Origin of the sequence: Butyrivibrio sp. AE3006 (assembly GCF_000424165.1) — a bacterium.
Taxonomy (GTDB): domain Bacteria; phylum Bacillota; class Clostridia; order Lachnospirales; family Lachnospiraceae; genus Butyrivibrio.
Genome location: NZ_AUJJ01000002.1, coordinates 275,718 through 298,485 on the forward strand (window position 1 = coordinate 275,718; position 22,768 = coordinate 298,485).

16 protein-coding genes are annotated in these 22,768 nt (G+C 42.6%); 15 read left to right on the forward strand and 1 reads right to left on the reverse strand.

Annotated elements, in window-relative coordinates:
* Window positions 1-338: 338 nt before the first annotated feature.
* The 7 genes from G603_RS0102940 to G603_RS0102970 all read left to right on the forward strand — a co-directional run bounded on the left by G603_RS0102940 (window position 339) and on the right by G603_RS0102970 (window position 12,613).
* Window positions 339-1,766: a hypothetical protein gene (locus G603_RS0102940; RefSeq protein WP_026494371.1), complete on the forward strand. Its 1,428-nt coding sequence runs from the start codon at window positions 339-341 to the stop codon at window positions 1,764-1,766.
* 10 nt (window positions 1,767-1,776) lie between these two features.
* A complete protein-coding gene (locus G603_RS0102945) occupies window positions 1,777-2,460 on the forward strand; it encodes a GntR family transcriptional regulator (RefSeq protein ID WP_035791734.1) in 684 nt (227 codons plus the stop codon).
* 15 nt (window positions 2,461-2,475) lie between these two features.
* Window positions 2,476-3,681, forward strand: coding sequence for an NADP-dependent isocitrate dehydrogenase (locus G603_RS0102950; protein WP_026524208.1), 1,206 nt, complete (start codon window positions 2,476-2,478; stop codon window positions 3,679-3,681).
* Between the two features lie 121 nt (window positions 3,682-3,802).
* Window positions 3,803-5,314, forward strand: coding sequence for a DHH family phosphoesterase (locus G603_RS19000; protein ID WP_051207394.1), 1,512 nt, complete (start codon window positions 3,803-3,805; stop codon window positions 5,312-5,314).
* Entirely contained in the window at window positions 5,314-8,346 is a 3,033-nt protein-coding gene (locus G603_RS0102960; protein ID WP_026669274.1) for a toll/interleukin-1 receptor domain-containing protein, read from the forward strand. The genes G603_RS19000 and G603_RS0102960 overlap by 1 nt, the downstream gene beginning before the upstream one ends.
* Window positions 8,347-8,399: 53 nt before the next feature.
* Window positions 8,400-10,595 (forward strand): glycoside hydrolase family 3 protein, encoded by a 2,196-nt coding sequence (locus G603_RS0102965; protein WP_026669275.1) that lies wholly within the window; start codon window positions 8,400-8,402, stop codon window positions 10,593-10,595.
* A gap of 26 nt (window positions 10,596-10,621) precedes the next feature.
* Window positions 10,622-12,613 carry an ABC-F family ATP-binding cassette domain-containing protein gene (locus G603_RS0102970; protein WP_026669276.1) on the forward strand — a complete coding sequence of 664 codons (1,992 nt, stop codon included), beginning with the start codon at window positions 10,622-10,624 and terminating at the stop codon, window positions 12,611-12,613.
* Window positions 12,614-12,744: 131 nt separating this feature from the next.
* On the opposite strand, the gene G603_RS0102975 is transcribed toward G603_RS0102970, so the two are convergent.
* Complete coding sequence (locus G603_RS0102975) at window positions 12,745-13,080, reverse strand: hypothetical protein (protein WP_026524212.1); 336 nt, start codon at window positions 13,078-13,080, stop codon at window positions 12,745-12,747.
* Between the two features lie 235 nt (window positions 13,081-13,315).
* Between G603_RS0102975 and G603_RS0102980 the strand changes: the two genes are divergently transcribed.
* From G603_RS0102980 to G603_RS0103015, 8 genes are all read left to right on the forward strand, one after another.
* Window positions 13,316-13,969, forward strand: coding sequence for a redox-sensing transcriptional repressor Rex (locus G603_RS0102980; protein WP_026524213.1), 654 nt, complete (start codon window positions 13,316-13,318; stop codon window positions 13,967-13,969).
* 27 nt (window positions 13,970-13,996) lie between these two features.
* Window positions 13,997-14,689 (forward strand): hypothetical protein, encoded by a 693-nt coding sequence (locus G603_RS19005; RefSeq protein WP_196808035.1) that lies wholly within the window; start codon window positions 13,997-13,999, stop codon window positions 14,687-14,689.
* Entirely contained in the window at window positions 14,667-16,274 is a 1,608-nt protein-coding gene (locus G603_RS0102990; protein ID WP_026669277.1) for a bifunctional ADP-dependent NAD(P)H-hydrate dehydratase/NAD(P)H-hydrate epimerase, read from the forward strand. Before G603_RS19005 ends, G603_RS0102990 begins: the two co-directional genes overlap by 23 nt.
* Window positions 16,275-16,276: 2 nt before the next feature.
* Window positions 16,277-17,482, forward strand: a complete 1,206-nt coding sequence (gene alr, locus G603_RS0102995; RefSeq protein WP_035791736.1) for an alanine racemase — start codon at window positions 16,277-16,279, stop codon at window positions 17,480-17,482.
* Between the two features lie 87 nt (window positions 17,483-17,569).
* Window positions 17,570-18,514: a hypothetical protein gene (locus tag G603_RS0103000; RefSeq protein WP_155832604.1), complete on the forward strand. Its 945-nt coding sequence runs from the start codon at window positions 17,570-17,572 to the stop codon at window positions 18,512-18,514.
* Between the two features lie 309 nt (window positions 18,515-18,823).
* On the forward strand, window positions 18,824-20,233 hold the full coding sequence (locus G603_RS0103005) for a hemolysin family protein (protein WP_026669279.1): 1,410 nt from the start codon (window positions 18,824-18,826) through the stop codon (window positions 20,231-20,233).
* 18 nt (window positions 20,234-20,251) lie between these two features.
* Complete coding sequence (locus tag G603_RS0103010) at window positions 20,252-20,992, forward strand: YebC/PmpR family DNA-binding transcriptional regulator (RefSeq protein WP_026669280.1); 741 nt, start codon at window positions 20,252-20,254, stop codon at window positions 20,990-20,992.
* Between the two features lie 34 nt (window positions 20,993-21,026).
* Window positions 21,027-22,715 carry a hypothetical protein gene (locus tag G603_RS0103015; protein ID WP_026669281.1) on the forward strand — a complete coding sequence of 563 codons (1,689 nt, stop codon included), beginning with the start codon at window positions 21,027-21,029 and terminating at the stop codon, window positions 22,713-22,715.
* The last annotated feature ends 53 nt before the right edge of the window (window positions 22,716-22,768 follow it).

Genomic DNA, 22,768 nt, shown 5'->3' on the forward strand with positions numbered 1-22,768 from the left:
CACTTGTGGCTTTTCTTATACTTTTTTGCTTTATCAATTTAAAGCGTTGACATACATGGTATTATTGTATACAATGATACGCAAGATTGAAATTAAGTCGTATAACCAATCTTACAATCACAGAAAAAATCTAATAGATTGAATTTTATTTAGCGCCGGTGGGGCCGGAAAACATATATGTTCCACGAAGCTGCTTTAAAAAACGTCGGTTCTTAGGCGGCGTTTTATGACGCCTTAGTACCGCTACGTTTTTTACAGAGCGAGAGCGCCAGCTGAGTGGAATATACATGTTTGCAGGCCAAAACGGTGCGAAGTTAACGCAACTACAGGAGGGAAAAATGCAGGATCAGACATTCCAGAACAGGCCAGTAACTATGAATGAGCACAACAATCTGTTACAGATTGAAGAGCATATGTATATTCTTGATGATGTTAAAAAACCTAATGTTTTCAGGAATATGTTCCCATATGATGAGGTACCCAAGATTCCTTTTAATGACAGAATCGTTCCTCATAATATGCCCAAGGATATCTGGATTACAGATACAACCTTCAGAGATGGACAGCAGTCACGTGCGCCTTATAGCACAGAGCAGATTGTAAAAATCTATGACATGATGCATGAGCTTGGCGGTCCTAACGGAATGATCAGAGCCAGTGAATTTTTCCTCTACAGCAAGAAGGACAGAGATGCGGTTTATAAGTGCATGGAGAGAGGCTATGAGTTCCCTGAGGTTACAAGCTGGATCCGTGCAAGTAAAGAAGACTTTAAGCTTGTAAAAGAGATTGGCATGAAGGAGACAGGCATCCTTGTAAGCTGTTCTGATTACCATATTTTCTTAAAGCTTAAGATGACAAGAAAACAGGCTCTTGAGCATTATCTTAGCGTAATCAGAGACTGCCTTGAAGAGGGAATCGCCTGCAGATGCCACCTTGAGGATATTACAAGAGCTGATATCTACGGATTCGTAGTACCTTTCTGTGTGGAGCTTATGAAGCTTCGCGAGGAGTATGGACTTCCTATTAAGGTTCGTGCCTGCGACACCATGGGCTATGGCGTTAATTTTTCAGGTGCTGTTATTCCAAGAAGCGTACAGGGTATCATTTATGCCATAAATACCAATGCCGGTGTTCCCAGTGAGCTTATTGAGTGGCATGGACATAACGATTTTTATAAGGCTGTTACCAACTCAACCACAGCGTGGCTCTATGGCTGTTCAGGCGTTAATGCTTCACTTTTCGGAATCGGAGAGAGAACAGGAAATACGCCTCTTGAAGCTATGATCTTTGAGTATGCTCAGCTTAAGGGCACTCTTAATGGAATGAATACTCAGGTTATTACTGATCTTGCCCGTTATTATGAGAAGGAGCTTGGTTATCATATTCCGCCTCAGACACCTTTTGTAGGTAAGAATTTCAATGTTACAAGAGCAGGAATTCACGCTGACGGACTTCTTAAAAATGAGGAAATCTACAATATTTTTGATACGGATAAATTCCTTGGAAGACCTCCGGTAAGTGCTGTTTCCAACACATCAGGTCTTGCAGGAATAGCACATTGGATCAACGTTCATTATCACCTTAAGGGTGATCAGGCTCTTGGAAAAGATGCTCAGATCGTACAGCTCTTGAAGGAGTGGGTAGATGGCGAGTATGAAAACGGCCGTGTAACCGTTATGTATGATGAAGAGCTTACAAGCAAGATTGATGAGGTATCCAAACTTATCGGAATAGAGATTACAGACGGAGCCGTTAAAACGCTGTAAGAGAGGGCTTATGAATAATAAAGATTTAAAGCAGGAAGTTACAGATAAATATTCTTTGAGGGGCCGTGTTTTTAACAGAATACGAGATGATATACTGAATGGAAAATACTCTGACGGTGAGGAGCTTAAGGAAGTTGCCATAGGTAAGGAGCTTGGCGTAAGCAGAACTCCTGTAAGAGAGGCACTTCGTCAGCTTGAGCTTGAGGGGCTTGTGCAGATTATTCCCAACAAAGGTGCATATGTCGTTGGGATAAGTGTTGAAGACATTCACGATATTTATATGATAAGGTCCAAGCTGGAAGGTCTTTGTGCAAGATGGGCCTGCGATAATATCACAGACGAGCAGATGGAAGAACTTGAAGAAATCGTGTATCTGGCAGATTTTCATGAGAGTAAGGGGCATTTGGAGCAGCTCGCCGAGCTTGATAACCGTTTCCATACAATACTCTATGAATCCTGCAATTCCAAAATGCTGGAGCATCTTTTGAAGGATTATCATCAGTATGTCTGGAGAATCAGGCAGAAAACTCTGTCGGGAAAACGCGGCAAGGATTGCAATAATGAACACAGAGCAATAATGGAAGCTATCAGGGATAAGAACCCCGATAAGGCTGAGGAATTTGCCAATAGGCATATGCGCAGTGCGTATGATAATATGGTAAAGAATGGTTTACTTAACTACAAAAACAATTGACCGGGAGGAGTAGAAATGGCAAAAGTACAGATGACAACACCCATCGTAGAGATGGACGGCGATGAGATGACCAGAATTCTCTGGAAGATGATTAAGGAAGAGCTGATTGAACCCTTTATCGAGCTTAAGAGTGAATACTATGATCTCGGTCTTAAATATCGTGATGAGACTGACGATCAGGTTACAATTGACAGTGCCAATGCCACAAAAAAATATGGCGTAGCTGTTAAATGCGCTACCATTACCCCCAACGCTGCACGTGTTGAGGAGTACGACCTTAAGAAGATGTGGAAGAGTCCCAACGGAACAATCCGTGCTATGCTGGACGGAACTGTTTTCCGTGCACCTATCCTTGTAAAGGGAATAGAGCCTAATGTAAAGACCTGGGAGAAGCCCATTACTCTTGCACGTCACGCTTACGGTGATGTTTATAAGAATGTAGAGATAGCTGTTCCCGGAGCAGGTAAAGCGGAGCTTGTTTTCACAGGCGCTGACGGAACAGAGATCAGACAGACAATCCAGGAGTTCGATGGCCCCGGAATCATTCAGGGAATGCATAATAAGGATGACTCCATAAAGAGCTTTGCAAAGGCATGCTTTGAATATGCCCTTTCAACCAAGCAGGATCTTTGGTTTGCAACAAAGGATACCATCAGTAAGACCTATGATGCCAGATTCAGAGAGATTTTCGATGAGACCTTTGCTAAGAATTATAAGAACAGATTTGATGAGGCAGGAATCGAGTATTTCTATACTCTGATCGATGATGCCGTTGCACGTGTAATGAAGTCCAAAGGCGGCTTTATCTGGGCATGCAAGAACTACGACGGCGATGTTATGAGTGATATGGTTTCATCTGCCTGCGGAAGTCTTGCAATGATGACCTCAGTTCTTGTTTCACCCGATGGAATCTACGAGTATGAGGCAGCTCACGGAACTGTTCAGAGACACTATTACAAGTATCTCAAGGGTGAGGAGACATCCACCAACCCTGTAGCAACTATTTTTGCATGGACAGGCGCTATGAGAAAAAGAGGAGAACTTGATGGAATTCAGGGGCTTATCGACTGGGCTGACAAGATGGAAAAGGCCACACTTTCCACTATTGAAAGCGGTCAGATGACAGGAGACCTTCTCCTTATTACCTCTAATCCAAATGCAAAAAAACTTAATTCCGAGAACTTTATCAAAGCTATCAGAAATACTTACGAATCAATGTAAATAAGCTTTGACAATGCTCAAATAATTTAATAAGGTATGATAGTAAACACGCATAAGCTGAGGGGAAAAATGCGTGTTTATTTATGCCCTATAGACAGTTTTAATAGAGTGGAGAAATACAATGGCTTTTTGTCTTAAAGATCTGTTGGAGTTCGATGACATTGTAATCCAATGTCACGACAATCCTGACGCTGATGCCCTCGCCAGCGGCTTTGCCCTTAAGTGGTATCTGAAAAAACATGGAAAAGATGCAAGATTCATATATGGTGGAAGATCTCCCATAAGTAAGAGCAATCTTGTTCTCATGAAGGAAAATCTTAATATTCCCGTAGAATTTGTAACTGAGCTTAAACCTCCGCAACTGCTTGTAACAGTAGACTGCCAGTATGGTGAGAGTAATGTTAAGCATTTTGATGCTGAGAATATAGCGACTATTGATCATCATCAGATATCCGGTACGCTTCCGGAAATGGCTGCCCTTAGGAGTAATTACGGCTCCTGCTCAACAGTAATCTATGAGCTTATGCAGCTGGAAGACATAGATATCAATGAAGATGTGAATATCGCAACAGCGCTTTACTACGGTCTTATGACCGATACCAGCGGATTTGAAGAGATATCTCACCCTTCTGACAGGGACCTTAGAGATTATGCCAGACCCCGTATGGCTGACATAGTTCTTTTCAAAAATTCCAATTTGTCCAAGGATGAGCTGGTTATAGCCGGGGATGCTCTTAAGCATGCCTATTATGACGAAGAGAGACTTTATGCCATCGTTGAGTCCAAGCCCTGTGACCCCAATATCCTTGGTATCATCAGTGACATGACTCTGGAAGTAGACAGCATAGATGCATGTCTTGTTTACAGTGTTATGCCCTTTGGCGTGAAGATATCCGTAAGAAGCTGTGTCAGAGAAATCAAGGCCAGCGAGCTTGCGGCATTTCTTGCGTCCGGATATGGCGGCGGTGGCGGTCATCTAATTAAGGCAGGAGGACTTCTTAAAAAGGACCTTCTTGAAAAGGCCGGCATAAGCTATGACAATGCTTCCATCAGGAGCTTCCTTGACGACAGGCTTAAAGATTATTTTGAGAATTCTGAGATTATCTTTGCAGGTGAGAAAGTTGAAGATATTTCTGAGTATGATCACTATATCAAGAAGGAACTGTCTCTTGGTTTTGTTCGTGCTGTAGATCTTGCTGCGCCCGGAACCAAGATTATGATCCGTACTTTGGAAGGCGATATAGATACCATCGTTGAAGAGGATATTTATATAATAATCGGTATAGATGGTGAGGTTTATCCCATAAGGAAAAAGAGATTTGACGAAAACTACACTCTTTCGGATGACGAGTATGTCTATCCGGGAGAATATGCTCCTTCAGTTATGAATCATGTTAGCGGTGAGAGAGTAAAGATTCTGCCTTTTGCAAGAAGCTGTGTATCAAGGGGCGGATGCGGCATTTATGCCAAAAAGCTGGACCACAGGGTAAAGGTATTTACTAAGTGGGATCCGGAAAAATACTATCTCGGTACAGAGGGTGATTATCTGGTTGTAAGAGCAGATGACCACTCCGATATGTATGTCATCGCAGAAGAAGTATTTAAGAAAACATATATCAAGGAGCAGGCATAATGAGATACGCTGCGTTTATCAGCTACAGACACACACCCGGTGACATGGAGATAGCAAAGAAGGTTCACACCGGGCTTGAAACATATAAGATTCCCAAGGGAGTAAGACAAAAGACAGGCAAAAATAAAATAGGACGAGTTTTCAGGGATCAGGAAGAACTGCCTATCGGAAGCGACCTGGATGATAATATTTCTCAGGCGCTTCGCGAATCAGAATTCCTGATCGTTATCTGTTCACCCAGAACACCTGAATCTTACTGGGTTTGCAAGGAGATTGAGACCTTCATAAAAATGCATGGCAGAAACCATATTCTGGCTGTACTTGTTGAGGGAGAACCCTCAGACAGCTTCCCTGCACAGCTCCTTGTTGATGAGAACGGAGAGTCCGTTGAGCCTCTTGCAGCTGATGTAAGAGGAACAACTCAGAAGGAGATAAACAAAAAGTTCAAGACAGAGATACTTCGTCTTGCGGCACCCATCATCGGATGTACCTATGATGAGCTTAAACAGCGTGACAGAGAGCGAAGAATTAAGAGGATGTCCAGTATCTTCGGACTTGCTGCATCAGGACTTACCCTTGCCGGAACTGCTTTTGGTATCTATAACGCCAATGTGGCTGAGCAGATGAAACAGCTGGCGGATGAAAAATCAAAGCTGGCTGAGGAGATAGCAATACAATACGATGGAAAGCTGGAAAATCAGTCCAGATTCTATGCAGAAGAAGCCCTTACTCTTCTTGATCAGGGAGCCCGTGAGGATGCCGCTTTGGTGGCAATCGAGGGACTTCCTTCAGAAGATAATGAAAGACCGTATGTGGCAGATGCAGAGTATGCTTTATCAAAGGTATTATATGCTTACAGTAATTCAAATGATTTTACTGTGGACAGAGTGCTTACACATGAGCTTCCTGTCAAATATATGAAGAGAATAGATGATTCATCAAAGCTTGTGACAATTGATGAAGGAAGCAGGGTCTATGTATGGGATACACAGGACTGGTCCCTTATGACTCAGATTGAGCCTGCCATAGATGATTTCAATTACTATGAGGATATCAAATACGCTGACGCCGACAGTACGGGCTTATTTGTGGCTGCTGAGCACAATGTCACTAAATATGATTTTGACGGCAATAAGTTATATGAGCTAAAGACTGATGACGTTATCGTACAGTGCGAAGTCTGCGCTGAACAAGGTAAGCTGATTCTTGTGGGACTTAGGTCCATTAGCATCATTGATACCAGTGATGGCTCTGAGATAGCTTATTTTGACAATGATACAGGTGCTTACTTCAGATCGGAAGGTAAATACATAGAGGAATATAATAAGTTCTATGTGTGTGGAGACAATAGCGATACAGACGGAGCCTGCGTTGCGATAGTTGATTTAAATGACAATACCTACAGAAGTGTTGAAGTTTCAGATGGAATTTACCTTGATTTTACAGTTACACAAAACGGCAGTATAGTCACACTTTATGGCAATAAAGATATGATCAGTGAGGGAATCACACAGCTTACTGTGGAACTCTTTAACTCTGATTATGAAAAGGTCTGGTCAAAACAGCTTGATGCCAACTACAAGAACCTTTTGACCTATTATGCAAATATCAGATCCAATACATACACAGAAAACGGCGTAACAAACAGTTATGTTTTAGTCACATCTGCTACATATGCTTTTGCTATTGATGAGAATACAGGTGACATTATTAAGAGCTTTAATCTTCCTGGAGATGCCACAATGGTTGCAATGACCGTTGATTCTCCCTATGGAAGGGTTGGATACAGACAGGGTAATATCGATTTTGTTGACTTTGTAGAAGGTCGAATCTATTCAGAATTTGAGATTCCAACCAATTTTGCCATTAAAGAAGCCTCACTTTTTAAGGATAAGATAATACTTAGTTCTTATTCAGCTGAGGAGTTATATGTTCTTACGTGGCATGACGCACCTGATCTAGAAGATTTTGTTACCTTTGAAAAGAAGGAAACACCAAGCATGACATCGCCGGATGGTTTATATTTTGCAACTACCGATTATGGCGAATATACCAATGTTAACTTCTATGATAAGGATGGAAAAGAAATCTATTCCTTTGATGAGGGAGAGTTTATCTATAGTGTCCATCTTTTTAATGATAAGGCTATTTTGCAGGATAAGCGCAGCTTTTGGATAATCAATCCCTATGAAGGTACCTGTGAAGAGATCACCCTTGAAGAGCTGGGCATTGATATGTATACATATAACATGACACTTTCAAAGGATGGTACAGGCGCTGCTGTATGGAATTCAAGGGATTTGGCAGCTGTTGACCTTGATACCAAAAAGGTAATGATTGAGGGATCAACGAAATCAAATATCGGTAAGGTACTTATAGACTCAGGCCTTAAGAAGCTTTATGTATCTGAAGGAAAAGATGTTCTGTATGAGATTGATATCGAGGGTAAGACTACAAAGGATTTTAATGACGAGAATTTGAGCACGGTAGCTAACAGCTACACCAAAGATTTCATTGCACTTAGTCCGGATGATAAGCATATCGCTATCTGTTGTAAGGATGGATATGTAAGGCTTGTAAGTACTGAAAACTATGAGACCGAGGCAAAGATTCCGCTTCAGTCATATCTTAGCGCATTTATCGGATTTACAGATGACGGCACTCATATAATCATGCAGGGAGATGATTATAAGATCCGTATCTGGGACATAGAAAATGAATGCACTGCGTCGTCTATTGACACTTCAGCAACAGTACGACAGATCATCTGTGATGAAGAGGATGGCCTTATGGCATTGTCTGTGGGTTACGGAACAATGATTTATGAAACTCAGGGTTATGGATGTGTTGGATTTGCTCAGGAGGGTATGTTTTATTTAAAGAGCAACAACTCAATTCTTGTAAGCAGTGATCAGACAAAGGTTAAGAGGACTTATTATAAGAACTACAAGCAGCTTGTGGAAGAGGCCAAGAGACAGTTCCCCGGAGCTGAGCTCACTGAAGAAAAGAAGGCAAAATACAATATAAATTAATGGGAAAATGTATTAAAATGTGCAGAGAAGGTATTTTAGGAGGTATTTAGGGTATGGCAAATTTTAAGACAGTAAAAAATGAGGGCGGACCCACACTGGGTGTTACAAGTGCGCCTGTCATTGAGAAGGATGGGTTATTTTTCAGAGATCTTGAGCGCACAGGAGAGCTGGTTCCATATGAGGACTGGAGACTTTCTCCCGAGGAGAGAGCAAAAGATCTGGCATCAAGGATGACTGTTGAAGAAATCGCAGGTCTTATGATGTACAGTGCGCATCAGATAGTTCCCGCTGAGGGTGGTGGCTGGTTCCCTGCAACCTATAGGGGAGGTAAGACTCTTGCAGAGAGCGGCGCTGATGAATGGGAGCTTACAGATCAGCAAAAGAAGTTTCTTACTGAGGATCATGTGAGATATGTTCTTGCCATGGTTCTTAAGAACGGTGAAATTGCTGCTAAATGGAATAACGAGATGCAGGCACTTTGTGAGGAGATGCCTCATGGTATTCCTGTAAATACAAGTACTGATCCAAGACACGGCGCAGGCAGTGCATCTGCTGAGTTTAAGACAGAGGCAAAGGGCACAAGTAAATGGCCCCTTGGACTTGGCCTTGCAGCAACATTTTCAGCTGACACAGTAAAGAACTTTGCCCGTATTGCAGCAAGAGAGTACAGAGCACTTGGTATTACAACAGAGCTGGGACCTCAGATCGATCTTGGAACTGAGCCCAGATGGATGAGAGTATCAGATACCTATGGTCCTTCCAGCAAGCTTGTAACAGAATATGCAAAGAATTACTGTGAAGGACTTCAGAATGACCCTGAGGCAGATGGCTGGGGCGAGACCAGCGTAGCAGCCATGGTTAAACATTGGCCGGGCGGCGGCCCCTGCGAGGCAGGAAGAGATGCACATTATGCTTACGGTAAGTTTGCTGTATATCCGGGAGATAATCTTAAGGAGCACTTAAAGCCTTTCCTTGAGGGTGCATTTAAGCTTGATAAAACAGGTGAGGCTTCAGCAGTAATGCCGTATTATACAATCAGCTACGGCGTTGATCCTTCAGGCAAAAACGTAGGAAACAGCTATAGCAAATACATAATCGGTGATCTTTTAAGAGATAAATACGGTTATAAGGGTGTAGTATGTACAGACTGGGGCATCACACAGGATCCTAATCCAAAGCTTGATTCCTTTGGTTCAAGATGCTTTGGTACAGAGGATTTATCCGAGGCAGAGAGACACCTTTGCATCATCGAGAACGGTGTTGACCAGTTTGGCGGCAATAATGATATTAAGCCTATTCTTGAAGCTTATAAGATTGGCTGCGAGCGTCATGGTGAGGATGCCATGAGAAAGCGCTTTGAGGAAAGTGCTGTAAGACTTCTTTTAAACAGCTTCAGATGCGGACTTTTCGAGAATCCTTATCTTGATCCCGAGGAGAGTAAGAAAGTACTTGGCTGCGATGAGTTCGTAAAAGAGGGCTTCGATGCTCAGCTTAGAAGTATCGTAATGGTTAAGAATAATGGCGTTCTTCCTGTAAGCGGACGAAAGAAGGTTTATATCCCCGGAAGACATATCGATGCTCATAAGGGCTTTATGAGAGATATGATGCCTGCCATGGATATCCCGGGAGCAAATCCTGCAGATGTAACACCTTTCTATGATGTTACAGATGATCCTGCAGAGGCAGATATGGCTATTTGCTTCATTGAAAGTCCTATCAGCGACGGATATACTGAGGAGACAGGTTACAGACCTGTGACCCTTCAGTACAGACCTTATACAGCAGATGCTGCAAGAGAGGTCAGCATTGCAGGCGGAGATTTCCGTGAGGAGTCAAATAACAGAACCTACAAAGGAAAGTCCAACACACCTGCCAACGAAAGCGATCTTGATCTTGTAATTAAGGCAAGAGAGCAGATGGGTGATAAGCCCGTCATTGTATCTATCAGAATGAATAATCCCTGCATGGTTTCTGAATTTGAGAAATATGCAGATGCGATCCTTGTTAACTTTGGAGTTGAGACAAAGGCTACACTTACCATCGTGAGCGGTGGCGCAGAGCCTTCAGCAATGCTTCCAGTTCAGCTTCCTGCTGATATGGAAACAGTTGAGAAGCACTGTGAGGATAAGCCCTTTGATTACACTCCTTACACTGATTCTGTAGGTAATACCTATGACTTTGGTTTTGGCCTTAACTTTAGCGGTGTTATCAGGGATGATAGATACGAAAAATATGTATCTAACAGATAAGTTTTTGAAAATCAGAGGTTTACACAATGATCTTAAATTGTCATGATCTCTCAAAGTCGTTTGACGGAAAAGACATTCTGAAAGGAGTGTCTTTTCATATTGAGGATAATGAAAAAGCAGCAATAGTAGGAATTAACGGTGCAGGCAAGACTACACTCATCAGAATGCTTATTGGAGAGCTGACTCCGGATACCGGAACAGTTACACTTTCCAAGGATGTGACAGTTGGATATCTTGCACAGAATCAGAATATCGACAGCGCTCACAGTATCTACGAAGAACTTCGTGAGATGAAAAGAGATGTTATTAATCTCGAAAAGGAGATTCGCAGTGCTGAGGCACAGATGGATGTGCTTCGAGGCGAAGAGCTGGACAGACTGATGGACCGTTATGCCCAGATGAATCACGAGTTTCAGCTTAAAAACGGCTATGCCTGGGAGAGTGAAGTAATAGGCGTTGCCAAGGGACTTGGTTTTTCAGAAGAGGAATTCGATAAGAGAATTTCCACTCTTTCAGGTGGTCAGAAGACCAGAGTGGCTCTCGGTAAGCTCCTTCTTCAGAGTCCTGACCTGATAATCCTTGATGAGCCTACCAACCACCTTGATATGAATTCCATCAAGTGGCTTGAAGGTTATCTTATGAATTACAAGGGTGCTGTACTTATCGTATCCCACGATAGATATTTCCTTGACCGTATAGCACAGAAGATAATTGAGATTGATCAAACAAGTGCTGAGGTATATCAGGGTAATTACACAGCCTATGCACATAAGCGTGAGAAGATCAGGGCAGCTAAGCTTAAGGCATACCTCAATCAGCAGGCTGAGATTAAGCATCAGGAAGAGGTCATTGACAAGCTAAGACAGTTCAACAGGGAAAAGAGCATTAAAAGGGCTGAGAGCAGAGAGAAGATGCTTGATAAGATTGAGCGTCTTGAAAAGCCCACAGAAGTTCGTGATGACATGAGAATCACTCTTACTCCTTCCTGCGTAAGCGGTAATGATGTAATGAATGTTGACTCTATTGCCAAATCCTTTGGTAATGAGAAGCTGTTTGAGAATATAAGCTTTGAAATTAAGCGCGGTGAGAAGGTGGCAATTATCGGTGACAACGGAACCGGTAAGACCACAATGCTTAAGATAATTAATGGCATGGAATCCCTTGATGCCGGTGAAATAACACTGGGTGTAAAGGTTCATGTAGGATATTACGATCAGGAGCATCAGGTACTTCACAATGAGAAGACTCTTTTTGAAGAGCTCTCGGATGCTTATCCATCCATGAACAATACAGAGATCAGAAATACTCTTGCTGCATTTTTGTTTACAGGTGATGATGTATTTAAGAGAATCGGAGACCTCTCAGGCGGTGAGAAGGGCAGAGTATCTCTTGCAAAGCTTATGCTTTCAGATGCCAACTTCCTTATCCTCGATGAGCCTACAAACCACCTTGATATCACCAGTAAGGAGATATTGGAGGATGCCATTAGCGGCTACGAGGGCACTGTTTTATATGTAAGCCACGACAGATATTTCATCAATAAGACTGCTACCAGAATCCTTGATCTTACCCATGGAAGAATGATCGGTTACATTGGTAACTATGATTACTACCTTGAGCACTGTGAGGAGCAGACCGCAAGAATCTTAAATGAAAGCGGCAGTGCATCTTCCTTTGGAAGAGGGATAGAGATGGCATCAGAGGATGCAGCAAAGGGCAATTCCTTTGGTAAGCTTGCAGGCTCATCCCAGCCTGTGCAAAAAGAGAGCGCAGGAGCAGCCGACTGGAAAGCTCAAAAGGAAGAACAGGCTAAAAAGCGTAAGATTGAAGCGGCCCTTAAGAAGTGTGAAGAGGAAATTGCTAAGCTTGAGGAGAGGAATGAGAAGATCAACGAAGAACTATCTGATCCTGAGGTAGCAACAGATCTTTTGAAGGTGAGAACGCTATCTGATGAGCTTGGCGCCAACGAGGAGAAACTAAGCGCTCTTTATGACGAATGGGCCGAGCTTAGTGAATAAAATAGGATTTCGATTGAGAAATCCTTGCGCATAAGCAGTATTTAGAATCAATAAGTTAGTAAAAGTAAAAGAGCATTCGCAGGATTAAGTCTTACGAATGCTCTTATTTTCTGCTTTATAATGTTCGAATTTCAGGCAAATGCATCAAATGAACTACCGACCTGGCTATAGGAATAACCACCCATATCTCTGCCGTAGCCAACTGTCATGCCGTTATATTTTGATGCGATATTGTTGAACTGCTGGCTTACTCTCTGGGTCTCTTCCTGACCATCTGTGCTGGCAACTTCGCCAACTTTTACTTCCTGTGCGTTTGGATATACCACAGGAGCAACTGTAGATATGTTCCCAACAGCCTTATGCTCATCATAAACATCGGAAACCGGTGCCTGATTGGAGAGAGCATAATTCATTGGCTGTGTTTGATACATACTATATCCACTTATTCCGCCAATTGACATTCCCATATATTTCTACCTCTATAGTCTGTAAGAACACCCATTTACAGACAATAGAATTATAAAATATATTCCTTAAAATATTATAAACTTGCTCTTAAAGAAAACCGAAATATGCCTGTTTTTGAAAGAAAAATTCAGTATTTTTGAAACTTTTTGAATGTAGAGTTCGCAGATTGACTAATTTTTAACAGATAGTATAATCTATATAGAACTAAATACCTATAATGACAACGGAGGAAGTATGGCGGAGAAAGAAATCTCGCAGGCAGTTATCGGCAGACTGCCGCGCTACTTCAGATATCTGGGAGAACTTAAGGAGCAGGGAATCGAGAGAATTTCTTCTCAGGATCTCAGTGATCTGATGAAAGTAACAGCCTCACAAATAAGGCAGGACTTTAATAATTTCGGAGGTTTTGGGCAACAGGGATATGGGTATAATGTCGAATATCTTTATGATGAGATCGGTAAGATCTTAGGTCTCGGAAGAGAACATACTCTTATCATTATCGGCGCAGGCCACTTAGGACAGGCGCTTTCAGGTTACAATAATTTCTTCAACAGAGGATTTATTTTCAAAGGTGCATTTGACCTTAATCCCGAACTTCACGGAAAGAAAATAAGAAATATCGAAATTCGTCCTATCGAAGAGATGGAGCAGTTTGTAAGAGATAATAAGATTGAGATTGCTGTGCTTGCAATTCCCAAGGACCAGGCTGTCAAAATGGCAGAGAGACTGGTTAATTGTGGTATCAAAGCGATCTGGAATTTTGCTCACGTGGACCTGGATGTTCCTGAGAATGTTCAGGTTGAAAACGTTCATTTATCTGATTCCCTTATGAAGCTTTCTTATGGAATCGACAGATATGAGAAGAGTCAGGTAAAGACCAGGAAGTAACCGTTTTCTTATGACGGGGGAATGCCTATGGCAAAAGATACAAATAATTACTCGGAGGCCCTTATCGGCAAGGACATTCCTATTTTGTCCAAGGATGAGAGGTGGCAAAAGCTTTTCATACTGAGTCCCAAGACAGATAAGATAAAGAAACTTGAGGCTGAGCTTAATAAGCTTGTGGATAAGCAGGAAAAGACCAGGGAAAAGATTAAGGATATAAAGCGTCTTAAAAAGAGGCTTCTTGGCGAGATAGTTACTCTGAGGGATGATGCCGATAAGAATCCGAAGCAGAGGAAAAAGATCGAAGCCCAGATTGATGACCACACAAGGCTCATCAAGGAAAGCAACGAGAAAATCGAAGAATGCGAAGACGAAATGCTTGGGCTTCCAAGAGAGATTTACAAGACAGATGTTGACCTAATGGTTGAGACCATGAACGTTTTTTATGGCAGAATGGATGCCAATACGGTTGAGATTCAGGCCATAGATGAGTGGGTATCCAAGGTCAGGGTGCAGCTTAAGAAAAATATCGTTCGCATGCAGGAAAAGGAAATCGAGAATTTCAATGTTTATTCCTACATGCATGATATTTTCGGACCGGAAGTAATAGACCTGTTTGATCTTAGATATGACCCTGAGAGACGTCATCCCGTGATTCCTAAGGATGGGATGAGAGTTGAGAATGGAATAGTCATTGAAGATGAAAAGTTTACAGATACTTGATAAAAAATCAAAATTTGCAGTTAATGCCGCGGAAATGCGAAGATGTGATAACACCACAATTGAGCATTTCGGCGTTCCTCAGGATGTCCTTATGGAACGTGCGGCGCTTTCTTTATGTGAAGCTGCCATAGAAAAATGCCCTAAGGGCGGAAGCGTAGTTGTGTTTGCAGGTACAGGGAATAACGGCGGCGACGGAGTTGCTGCGGCAAGACTTTTGTATCAGGCAGGAATAGATGTGGCGCTTCTTTATGTGAATCACAAAAAGGGCAGAAAGAGCGACGCCCTTAAAAGACAGGTCAGTATCGCAGGGAAATATGGAGTACCAGCCTACTATTTGGAAAAAGCAGATAACCCCAAGTGGCTTGTAAAAAAGAGTGACGTCGTTATCGATGCAATGCTTGGAACAGGCTGCAGCAGGTCTCTTGGCGACGAATATGAGAAGGCTGTTATGCTGATAGATGAAGTATGCGCTGAGTCTGAAAAGAGACCCTACGTGATCGCAGCTGATATCCCTACGGGTATTAACTCGGATAACGGTCAGATTTGCGGTTGCTGCGTAACAGCGGACATGACAGTTACCTTTGAATATGTAAAGCTTGGTCAGCTTCTTTTCCCCGGCAGTGAATATGTGGGAGAGCTTAGGCTTTTCGAAGTTGGAATAACTGAGGATGGATTTTTATCTGATTATCCTGCGTACAAATACATAGACAGAAATGCCTCTGTTAACGAGCTGATTCCAAAGAGGTCACCTTCGGGAAATAAAGGGACTTTCGGAAAGGTGCTTATTGTGGCAGGTAGCAGGCGTGTCAGCGGTGCATGCATTATGGCTGCTGAAAGTGCCCTAAAAAGCGGCGCCGGAATGGTTCGAATTTTTACTGAAAAAGCTAATCTTAGCGCTGTGCAGACGCTTCTCCCTGAAGCTATGTCAGATGTTTACGACGAAGATGATACCGATGTTTTGAAAAAGATAAGAGATGCGCTGCCCGGGGCTATTGACTGGGCTGATGCTGTGGTATGCGGCCCCGGTATCGGAACGGGTGAGATAGGAAAAGAGCTGCTGAGGACAGTGCTTAAGGGCCTTGATAAAAAGCTGGTTCTTGATGCGGATGCTATAAGTATTCTTGCAAATGATAAGGAGCTTAGGGATAAGTTCAGGCTTTATCGTGGGGATAAGGTGCTTACACCGCATCTGGCCGAGTTTTCAAGACTGGCGGGCGAGAACCTTAAAAAGTGCAGGGAGAATATTCTGACATTGCCCTGCATACTTGCAAAAGATTTTGATGCGAGTATCATATGTAAAGACGCCAGAAGTGTGATCACTGACGGCAATAGAAATTATATTAATATCAGCGGAAATGATGGTATGGCCACTGCAGGCAGCGGTGATGTGCTGGCAGGGCTTCTTGGTGCACTGTGCTGCCGCGAATATGAAGATATTTTCAGTGCTTCCGTAATCGGATGTTTCCTTCACGGAAAAGCAGGAGATATAGCTGCTGACAGACATGGAAAATGTGCCATGACTGCAAGAGATATTTCAGAAGCGCTTCAGGATATTTTTGCTGATAAGACAGAGGTTTTGAAGTAACAATGTTGGAAGAATACTCAAGAGTTTACGCTAAGATCAATCTGGATGCTATCCATTCAAATGTAGAAAATATGTACAATGCAATGCCGCGGGGAACAAACATCCTCGCGGTTGTTAAAACTGACGGGTACGGACTTGGGGCTGTGCCGATTTCCAGAATGCTCATGAAGGAGCCCTATGTATGGGGCTTTGCCACAGCAACAGCTGAGGAGGCATTTGAGCTTAGAGAGGCAGGAGTAAGCAAGCCTATTCTTGTGCTTGGATACACTTTTCCCTATGCCTACGACAGAATGCTCAAGGAAAATATCAGACCTGCAGTATTTAGATATGATATGTTAAAGCAGCTCTCTGAGCGCGTTAAAAAGCGCAGAGGCCAGGGCGGAAGCGAAGTTTTTCATGTACATGTGGCTGTTGACTGCGGAATGAGCAGAATAGGTGTAAGACCTGATGATCAGGGACTTTCTCTTTTTAAGACTGCTCTGGCAACAGATGGAATCGAAGTTGAGGGTATTTTTACACACTTTGCAAGGGCAGATGAGGCTGACCTTACCAACGCCCATGAGAGTCTTAAGAAGTTTCAGGATTTCGTAAACAGGGTAGAAAAAGAGACCGAGTATCACATTCCGATAAAGCACTGCTCCAACAGTGCCAGCATAATTGAGATGCCCGAAGCACACATGGATATGGTGCGCTGCGGTGTTACCATGTACGGCATGTGGCCATCAGATGAAGTAAGCAGGGATAAGATAAAGATAAGACCTGCGTTATCTTTGTATTCGCATATTTCATTTATAAAGGATATTCCTGAGGGCACACCTGTAAGCTATGGCGGTACTTTTATAGCAGATAAGAGAATGCGTATTGCAACTATTCCTGTTGGTTACGGCGATGGTTATCCAAGAAGCCTCTCAGGTGGCAAGGGATATGTGCTGATTCATGGTGAGAAGGCCAGAATCCTTGGCCGCGTCTGCATGGATCAGTTTATGGTGGATGTATCCCATATTCCCAATGCAAAAGAGGGAGATGAAGTTATCCTTATCGGCGAGAGCGAGAAGGAATTTGGAGAAAAAGAGTCAGAGAAGATTACTATCGAGGAGCTGGGCGAGATCAGCGGAAGATTCAACTACGAATTTGCCTGTGATCTTAATCACAGAGTTCCGAGACTGTATGAGAGAGGTGGAAAGATATTGGGGATGGCGGAGCTGTAATAACTCCGCTAAAATATAAGCATGATTTCGGTATTTTTTGAGTTTGTTACCAGGATCCTAATTTGGATCTTTAAGAATATATTTGAGATGATCTCATTTTTTATGCGCCAGATATTCCGTCTGCTGCGCATGTTTTTTGTTGCGCTTCCTGTTACAGCGCTTGTCTATTCGGTTTTCCTGATATTGTTAATAGTGTCATTGTTTGCAGGTGACGGCTTTTTGGCAGCATTTCCTGTTCGGATAAGTTCAGGTGTTGCAAGGGCTGCGCTTGTAAAAGTCGCTTCCGATTATCTGGGATTGATGTCAAAGTACGGCGGGACGATGATGTTTTTCGTACTGTTATTTCTTGCATTAATTCTTATTATCCCCATAGGCTTCATATTGATTGCGGCAAGTGCTTTTTCGTTCTGCGGAAGATTTCTTGTTTTTGCGCTTCTTGCAGATGTGGCTATTTATTTATTTGGTTCTGTCATAACAGGACGAGGGTTTATGGATATGGCCGTAGGCAGGTATAAGCTGTTGTTTCCGGGAGCAGGACATAAAATTGATCAGAAAAACTACAACAGCTGGCTTCGCCGCCACAGCAGAGAATTCGAGGATGACACCTTCGGGCAGTCACAGTATGATGAACCCAGAAATCCACGCTCCAAAGCTGAAGAATTCTACGAAGTAGACGAATATGATGAAGACTACGATGATGAGTACGACGAAGGCTATTACGAAGATGATGAAGATTCCGAGTACGACGATTATGATGAGGCCTATGACGACTATGAAGACGACTACGATGATCGCATAGAAGATAAGTCATATAACCGTCATAAACAATCTCGCAACAGTGGTCCTTCACCTAAAGCCGAACCTGTCGGTACCTTCAATTTCTTTGCTGGTTGTAATTCTCGTGAATCCGCCGACCGCAAGTACAAGCAGCTTGTAAAACTTTACCATCCCGACAACATGGACGGCGACACCTCCGCACTGCAGGAAATAAACGTACAGTATGGCGAAATTAAGAAGAAATTCAGGGCATGAAAAAGCCCTCCAATAGGTGAGAAGATTTGATTCAAGGCCATTCAGGGAAATATGTATAGTCCACGAAGCTGTTTATAAAAACGCCGGTACTTAGGTGGCGTCCTTTGACACCTTAGTACCGATACGTTTTTAACAAAGCGAGAGCGTCAGCAGAGTGGACTATACATATTTACAAGGAATGGCCGTGTAAGGAATACTCCCACCCAAAGGAGTGCCTTTTCATGCCCCATTTCTTGACTGGAATGGGCTAAAATGCTATATTTTATCTTGACGCATTTTGCAATCATGAATAAAAGGAGATGAAATTTAATGGACGACGATGGGCCTACTGCCACTGCTTTTTTACTGATATTTGTAGTGATGATACTAATAGATGTGCTGTTTTACGGATTTGGCGCCTCTATTGAGAATCTTAAGCCTGAAGACATTAACAGACTGGATAAAGATAAGGACGATAACGGTTCTGCCCACCTCATCAAGAGAAATGGCAAGAATGCTGAGAAAATCCTTGAAATCCTGGATCACCCAGGACGCTATATCAATACCATCCAGCTGGTAACACTGCTTGTTAATATGTTTTTCGGACTTACCTATGTCAGGGAACTTAGCAGTTTCACATTTGGACTCATAGGCGGTTATATTCAGAACGTAGTTGCTGCACAGATTATTTCTTATTTTGTAGCGGTTATGGTTCTAATGTATGTAGTACTTACCATAGGCGTGCTGATACCAAGGAAGCTTGGCGCGAGATACCCTGAGAAATGGGCTCTTGTGTGCGTAGGAGCAATCAGTGCAATCATAAAGATTCTCAGTCCTTTTACCGGGATTGTCAGATTCACTGCTATGGCTATTCTCAGATTATTCGGTTTCCATTGGGAAGCAGATGAGAATGATGTCACAGAAGAAGAGATCAAATCCATGGTTTCGGAAGGTCAGGAACAGGGTGTTCTGCAGGATTCCGAGGCTGACATGATCAGTAATATTTTCGAATATTCTGATAAGCAGGCCAGAGATATCATGACCAATCGTAAGGCTATGGTTTGTATTGACGGTAATACCACATTAAATGAGGCTGTAAACTTCATGCTTGATATGAACAACAGCCGTTTTCCTGTTTATCTCGATAATATTGATCACATCATTGGTATCCTTCATATCAGGGATGCAATGAAAAGACTTTCTGAGCATATAGATGATGACACACCGCTCAGGAAGACAAGAGGTCTCCTTCGTTCACCCAAGAACGTTCCTGAGACCAGAAATATTGATACACTTTTCCACGAGATGCAAAAGTCCAAAACTCAGATGGTTATAGTAATCGATGAGTACGGACAGACTGCGGGACTTGTTTCCATGGAGGATATCATCGAGGAGATCGTTGGTAATATCATGGACGAGTATGACGAGGAAGAGGATTACATCGAGGCTACATCCAATGCGGATGAGTTTATCATTGAAGGCAAGACGCCACTTGAGGACCTTGAGGAGAAATTCGGACTTACCTTTGACGATGAGGAGTTCGAGACAGTAAACGGACTTTTGATTTCAAGGCTCGACAGAATTCCGGAAGAGAATGAGGATTTCACTGCACAGATAAGCGGATATTCATTCAAGATTCTTTCGGTCAAAAATCACATGATCCAAAGCGTTCTGGTTAAAAAGATAAAGGATGATGAGTCCTTGGAAGAATCAGACGATCAGGAATATAAAGCAATTTAGTATTTTTAGGAGGACAATATGTCAGGACATTCAAAATTTGCGAACATTAAGCATAAGAAAGAGAAAAATGACGCTGCCAAGGGTAAGATTTTCACAGTTATTGGACGTGAGATCGCAGTAGCAGTTAAGGAGGGCGGCCCTGATCCGTCCAATAACTTCAAGCTCGCACAGGTAATCGCTAAGGCTAAGGCAAACAACATGCCTAACGATACAATCGAGCGTGGTATCAAGAAGGCTGCAGGTGCTGACGGAAGCGTTAACTATCAGACACTTACATACGAAGGATATGGCCCCGGCGGTACAGCTATCATCGTTGATACACTTACAGACAATATCAACCGTACAGCAGCTAATGTAAGAGCAGCTTTCTCAAAGGGTAACGGTAACGTTGGAACACCCGGCTGTGTATCTTACATGTTCGATAAAAAGGGTCAGATTCTTATCGATAAGGAAGAGTGCTCTGTGGGTTCAGATGACCTTATGATGCTGGTTCTTGATGCTGGTGCTGATGATTTCAATGAAGAAGATGACAGCTACGAGATCCTTACAACTCCTGAAGCTTTCCAGGGCGTTGTTGAGGCTCTTGATAAGGAGAAGATCGTTTCTGCATCAGCTGAGATCACAATGATTCCTCAGAACTACGTTGAGGTTACAGACGAGAACAACGTTAAGTGCATTCAGAGAATTCTTGATATCCTTGAAGAGGATGACGATGTACAGGCTGTTTATCACAACTGGGATGACAGTACAGCAGAGTAAATAAAAATTTAATGGGACGTGGGGAGGCCTTGAGATGAAGCTTAAAAAGACATGGATTGGGATTTGTGTCTTCGTAATCTATACAGTAGGAATAATCTTTGCTACAGGAGTTACAGGCTTTATTTCAGGGCTTTTTCCTGTTTATGACAAAAGAATGGTGACAGCTCTGATAGTAGCGGCGCTTGCAGTAATAGCGCTGGTGGTTTCGGCAGTTGGTATTACCATCGGAAAAGCTTTGAATAAAAACTCCGGATCGGATATAAAATGGGCACCGGAGATAATACTCCCGATAATCCTTTTTATCGCAGGAGGCTGCGTTTATACGTGGTACATAAACGGTATTATGCCCATAACCGGAGATATGAAGCTCTTTGAGAGTGCCCTTGTAACAAAAGATGGCGTAAAAGCTGTACCTGGCAGTATTCTTGGTAGCTTCTATGTATCAGGACTCAATATTTTTATGAGCTTCCTTGGCAATGAGCTTAAATCTGTTCTGATTTATCAGCTTGTACTTAGGATGATAATGCTTATTGCTTTATACTTTGCACTCAGGAATTCAATAGGAATTTTTGGAGCGCTTGCGGGATCCATTGCTACTGTAGCAATTCCCTTATTTGGTTTATCCATTAAGCATGTGTATGCAGGAAATATGTTTTTTGCGCTTGTAATGCTTGATGCTATGTTGGTTGTTTTGTTTGCAAAAAGTGTTTCAATATCAGATTCCATAAAGCCCTATCATGTGATCCTTGGCATCTTAACAGGTGCACTTACAGGTTTTGCTGTATATGTTGATCTTGCAGCTGTAGCGGTTATTGTTTGCATGATCGCAGCACTTTTTAGCGACGAGGAAGAGTTTTCATTTAAATCGGCAGTTGTCGATGTCATTATATTTATTTTGGCAGGACTTATTACATTTGGATGCTCAGTATACTTCATTGGAGGTATGAGACCTTTCTATGTAAGTTTCTTTGAGTATGCGAACAGATTTTATGGAATGAACAACAGTGCATGGTTTGCATCGGTTTCAGCATCCTGGTGGAATCTTGTGATCTCACTTGGAATGCTTGGCGGTGCTATTGCAGTTATATTTGGTTTTATTTTCTCAAAGAGAAACGAGAGAATAGTACCATGGCTTTTCTTCACAGTAGTTTCTTGCGTTCTTTCAGTGGTTTGTGGAAGCACGGTGATCAACTATGATATGTATCTTTTCCTTATGCTTAGTATTCTTGTGGGCTGCGCAGTATCATGCTTTGCTTACAAAGATAAGCAGCCGGTTGTAGAGAAGGCATCAGCTACAGAAGCTGTTAAAGAGCCTGAGGCTAAAGAAGAAAACGAAGATAAGATTGCAGAGACCGTTGAACCTGAAGATAAAGATATCAGAGAGGTTGTAATGCCGGAAGAAAACAAAGAAAACAAAGAAAACCCTCGCTTTGTTCCTGAGGGTATGGTGCTTCCTACAGGAGATGAGGACGAGGAGAATCTTGTTCCCAACTTCAACATGAACAGACCTGAGATGGAGAACATCGGCATTCTCTCGGTTGGTAAGAAGGAAGAAAACACCGGCTGGAAGGTTGTTTGTTCTGAGGATGACACAGAAGAGCCTGAAGCTACTGAGATAACCGATGAAGCTACTGAAATCGCTGATGAGGCGGAAATGGTTGTAGAAGCTAAGAAAGATGACTTTGATATCAGCATCGACCCCGATGATGATTTTGATATTTGATTTTAGATATAAACGCTGCCGATGGCAGTAAATTGTAAGAAAAAGAACGAGGA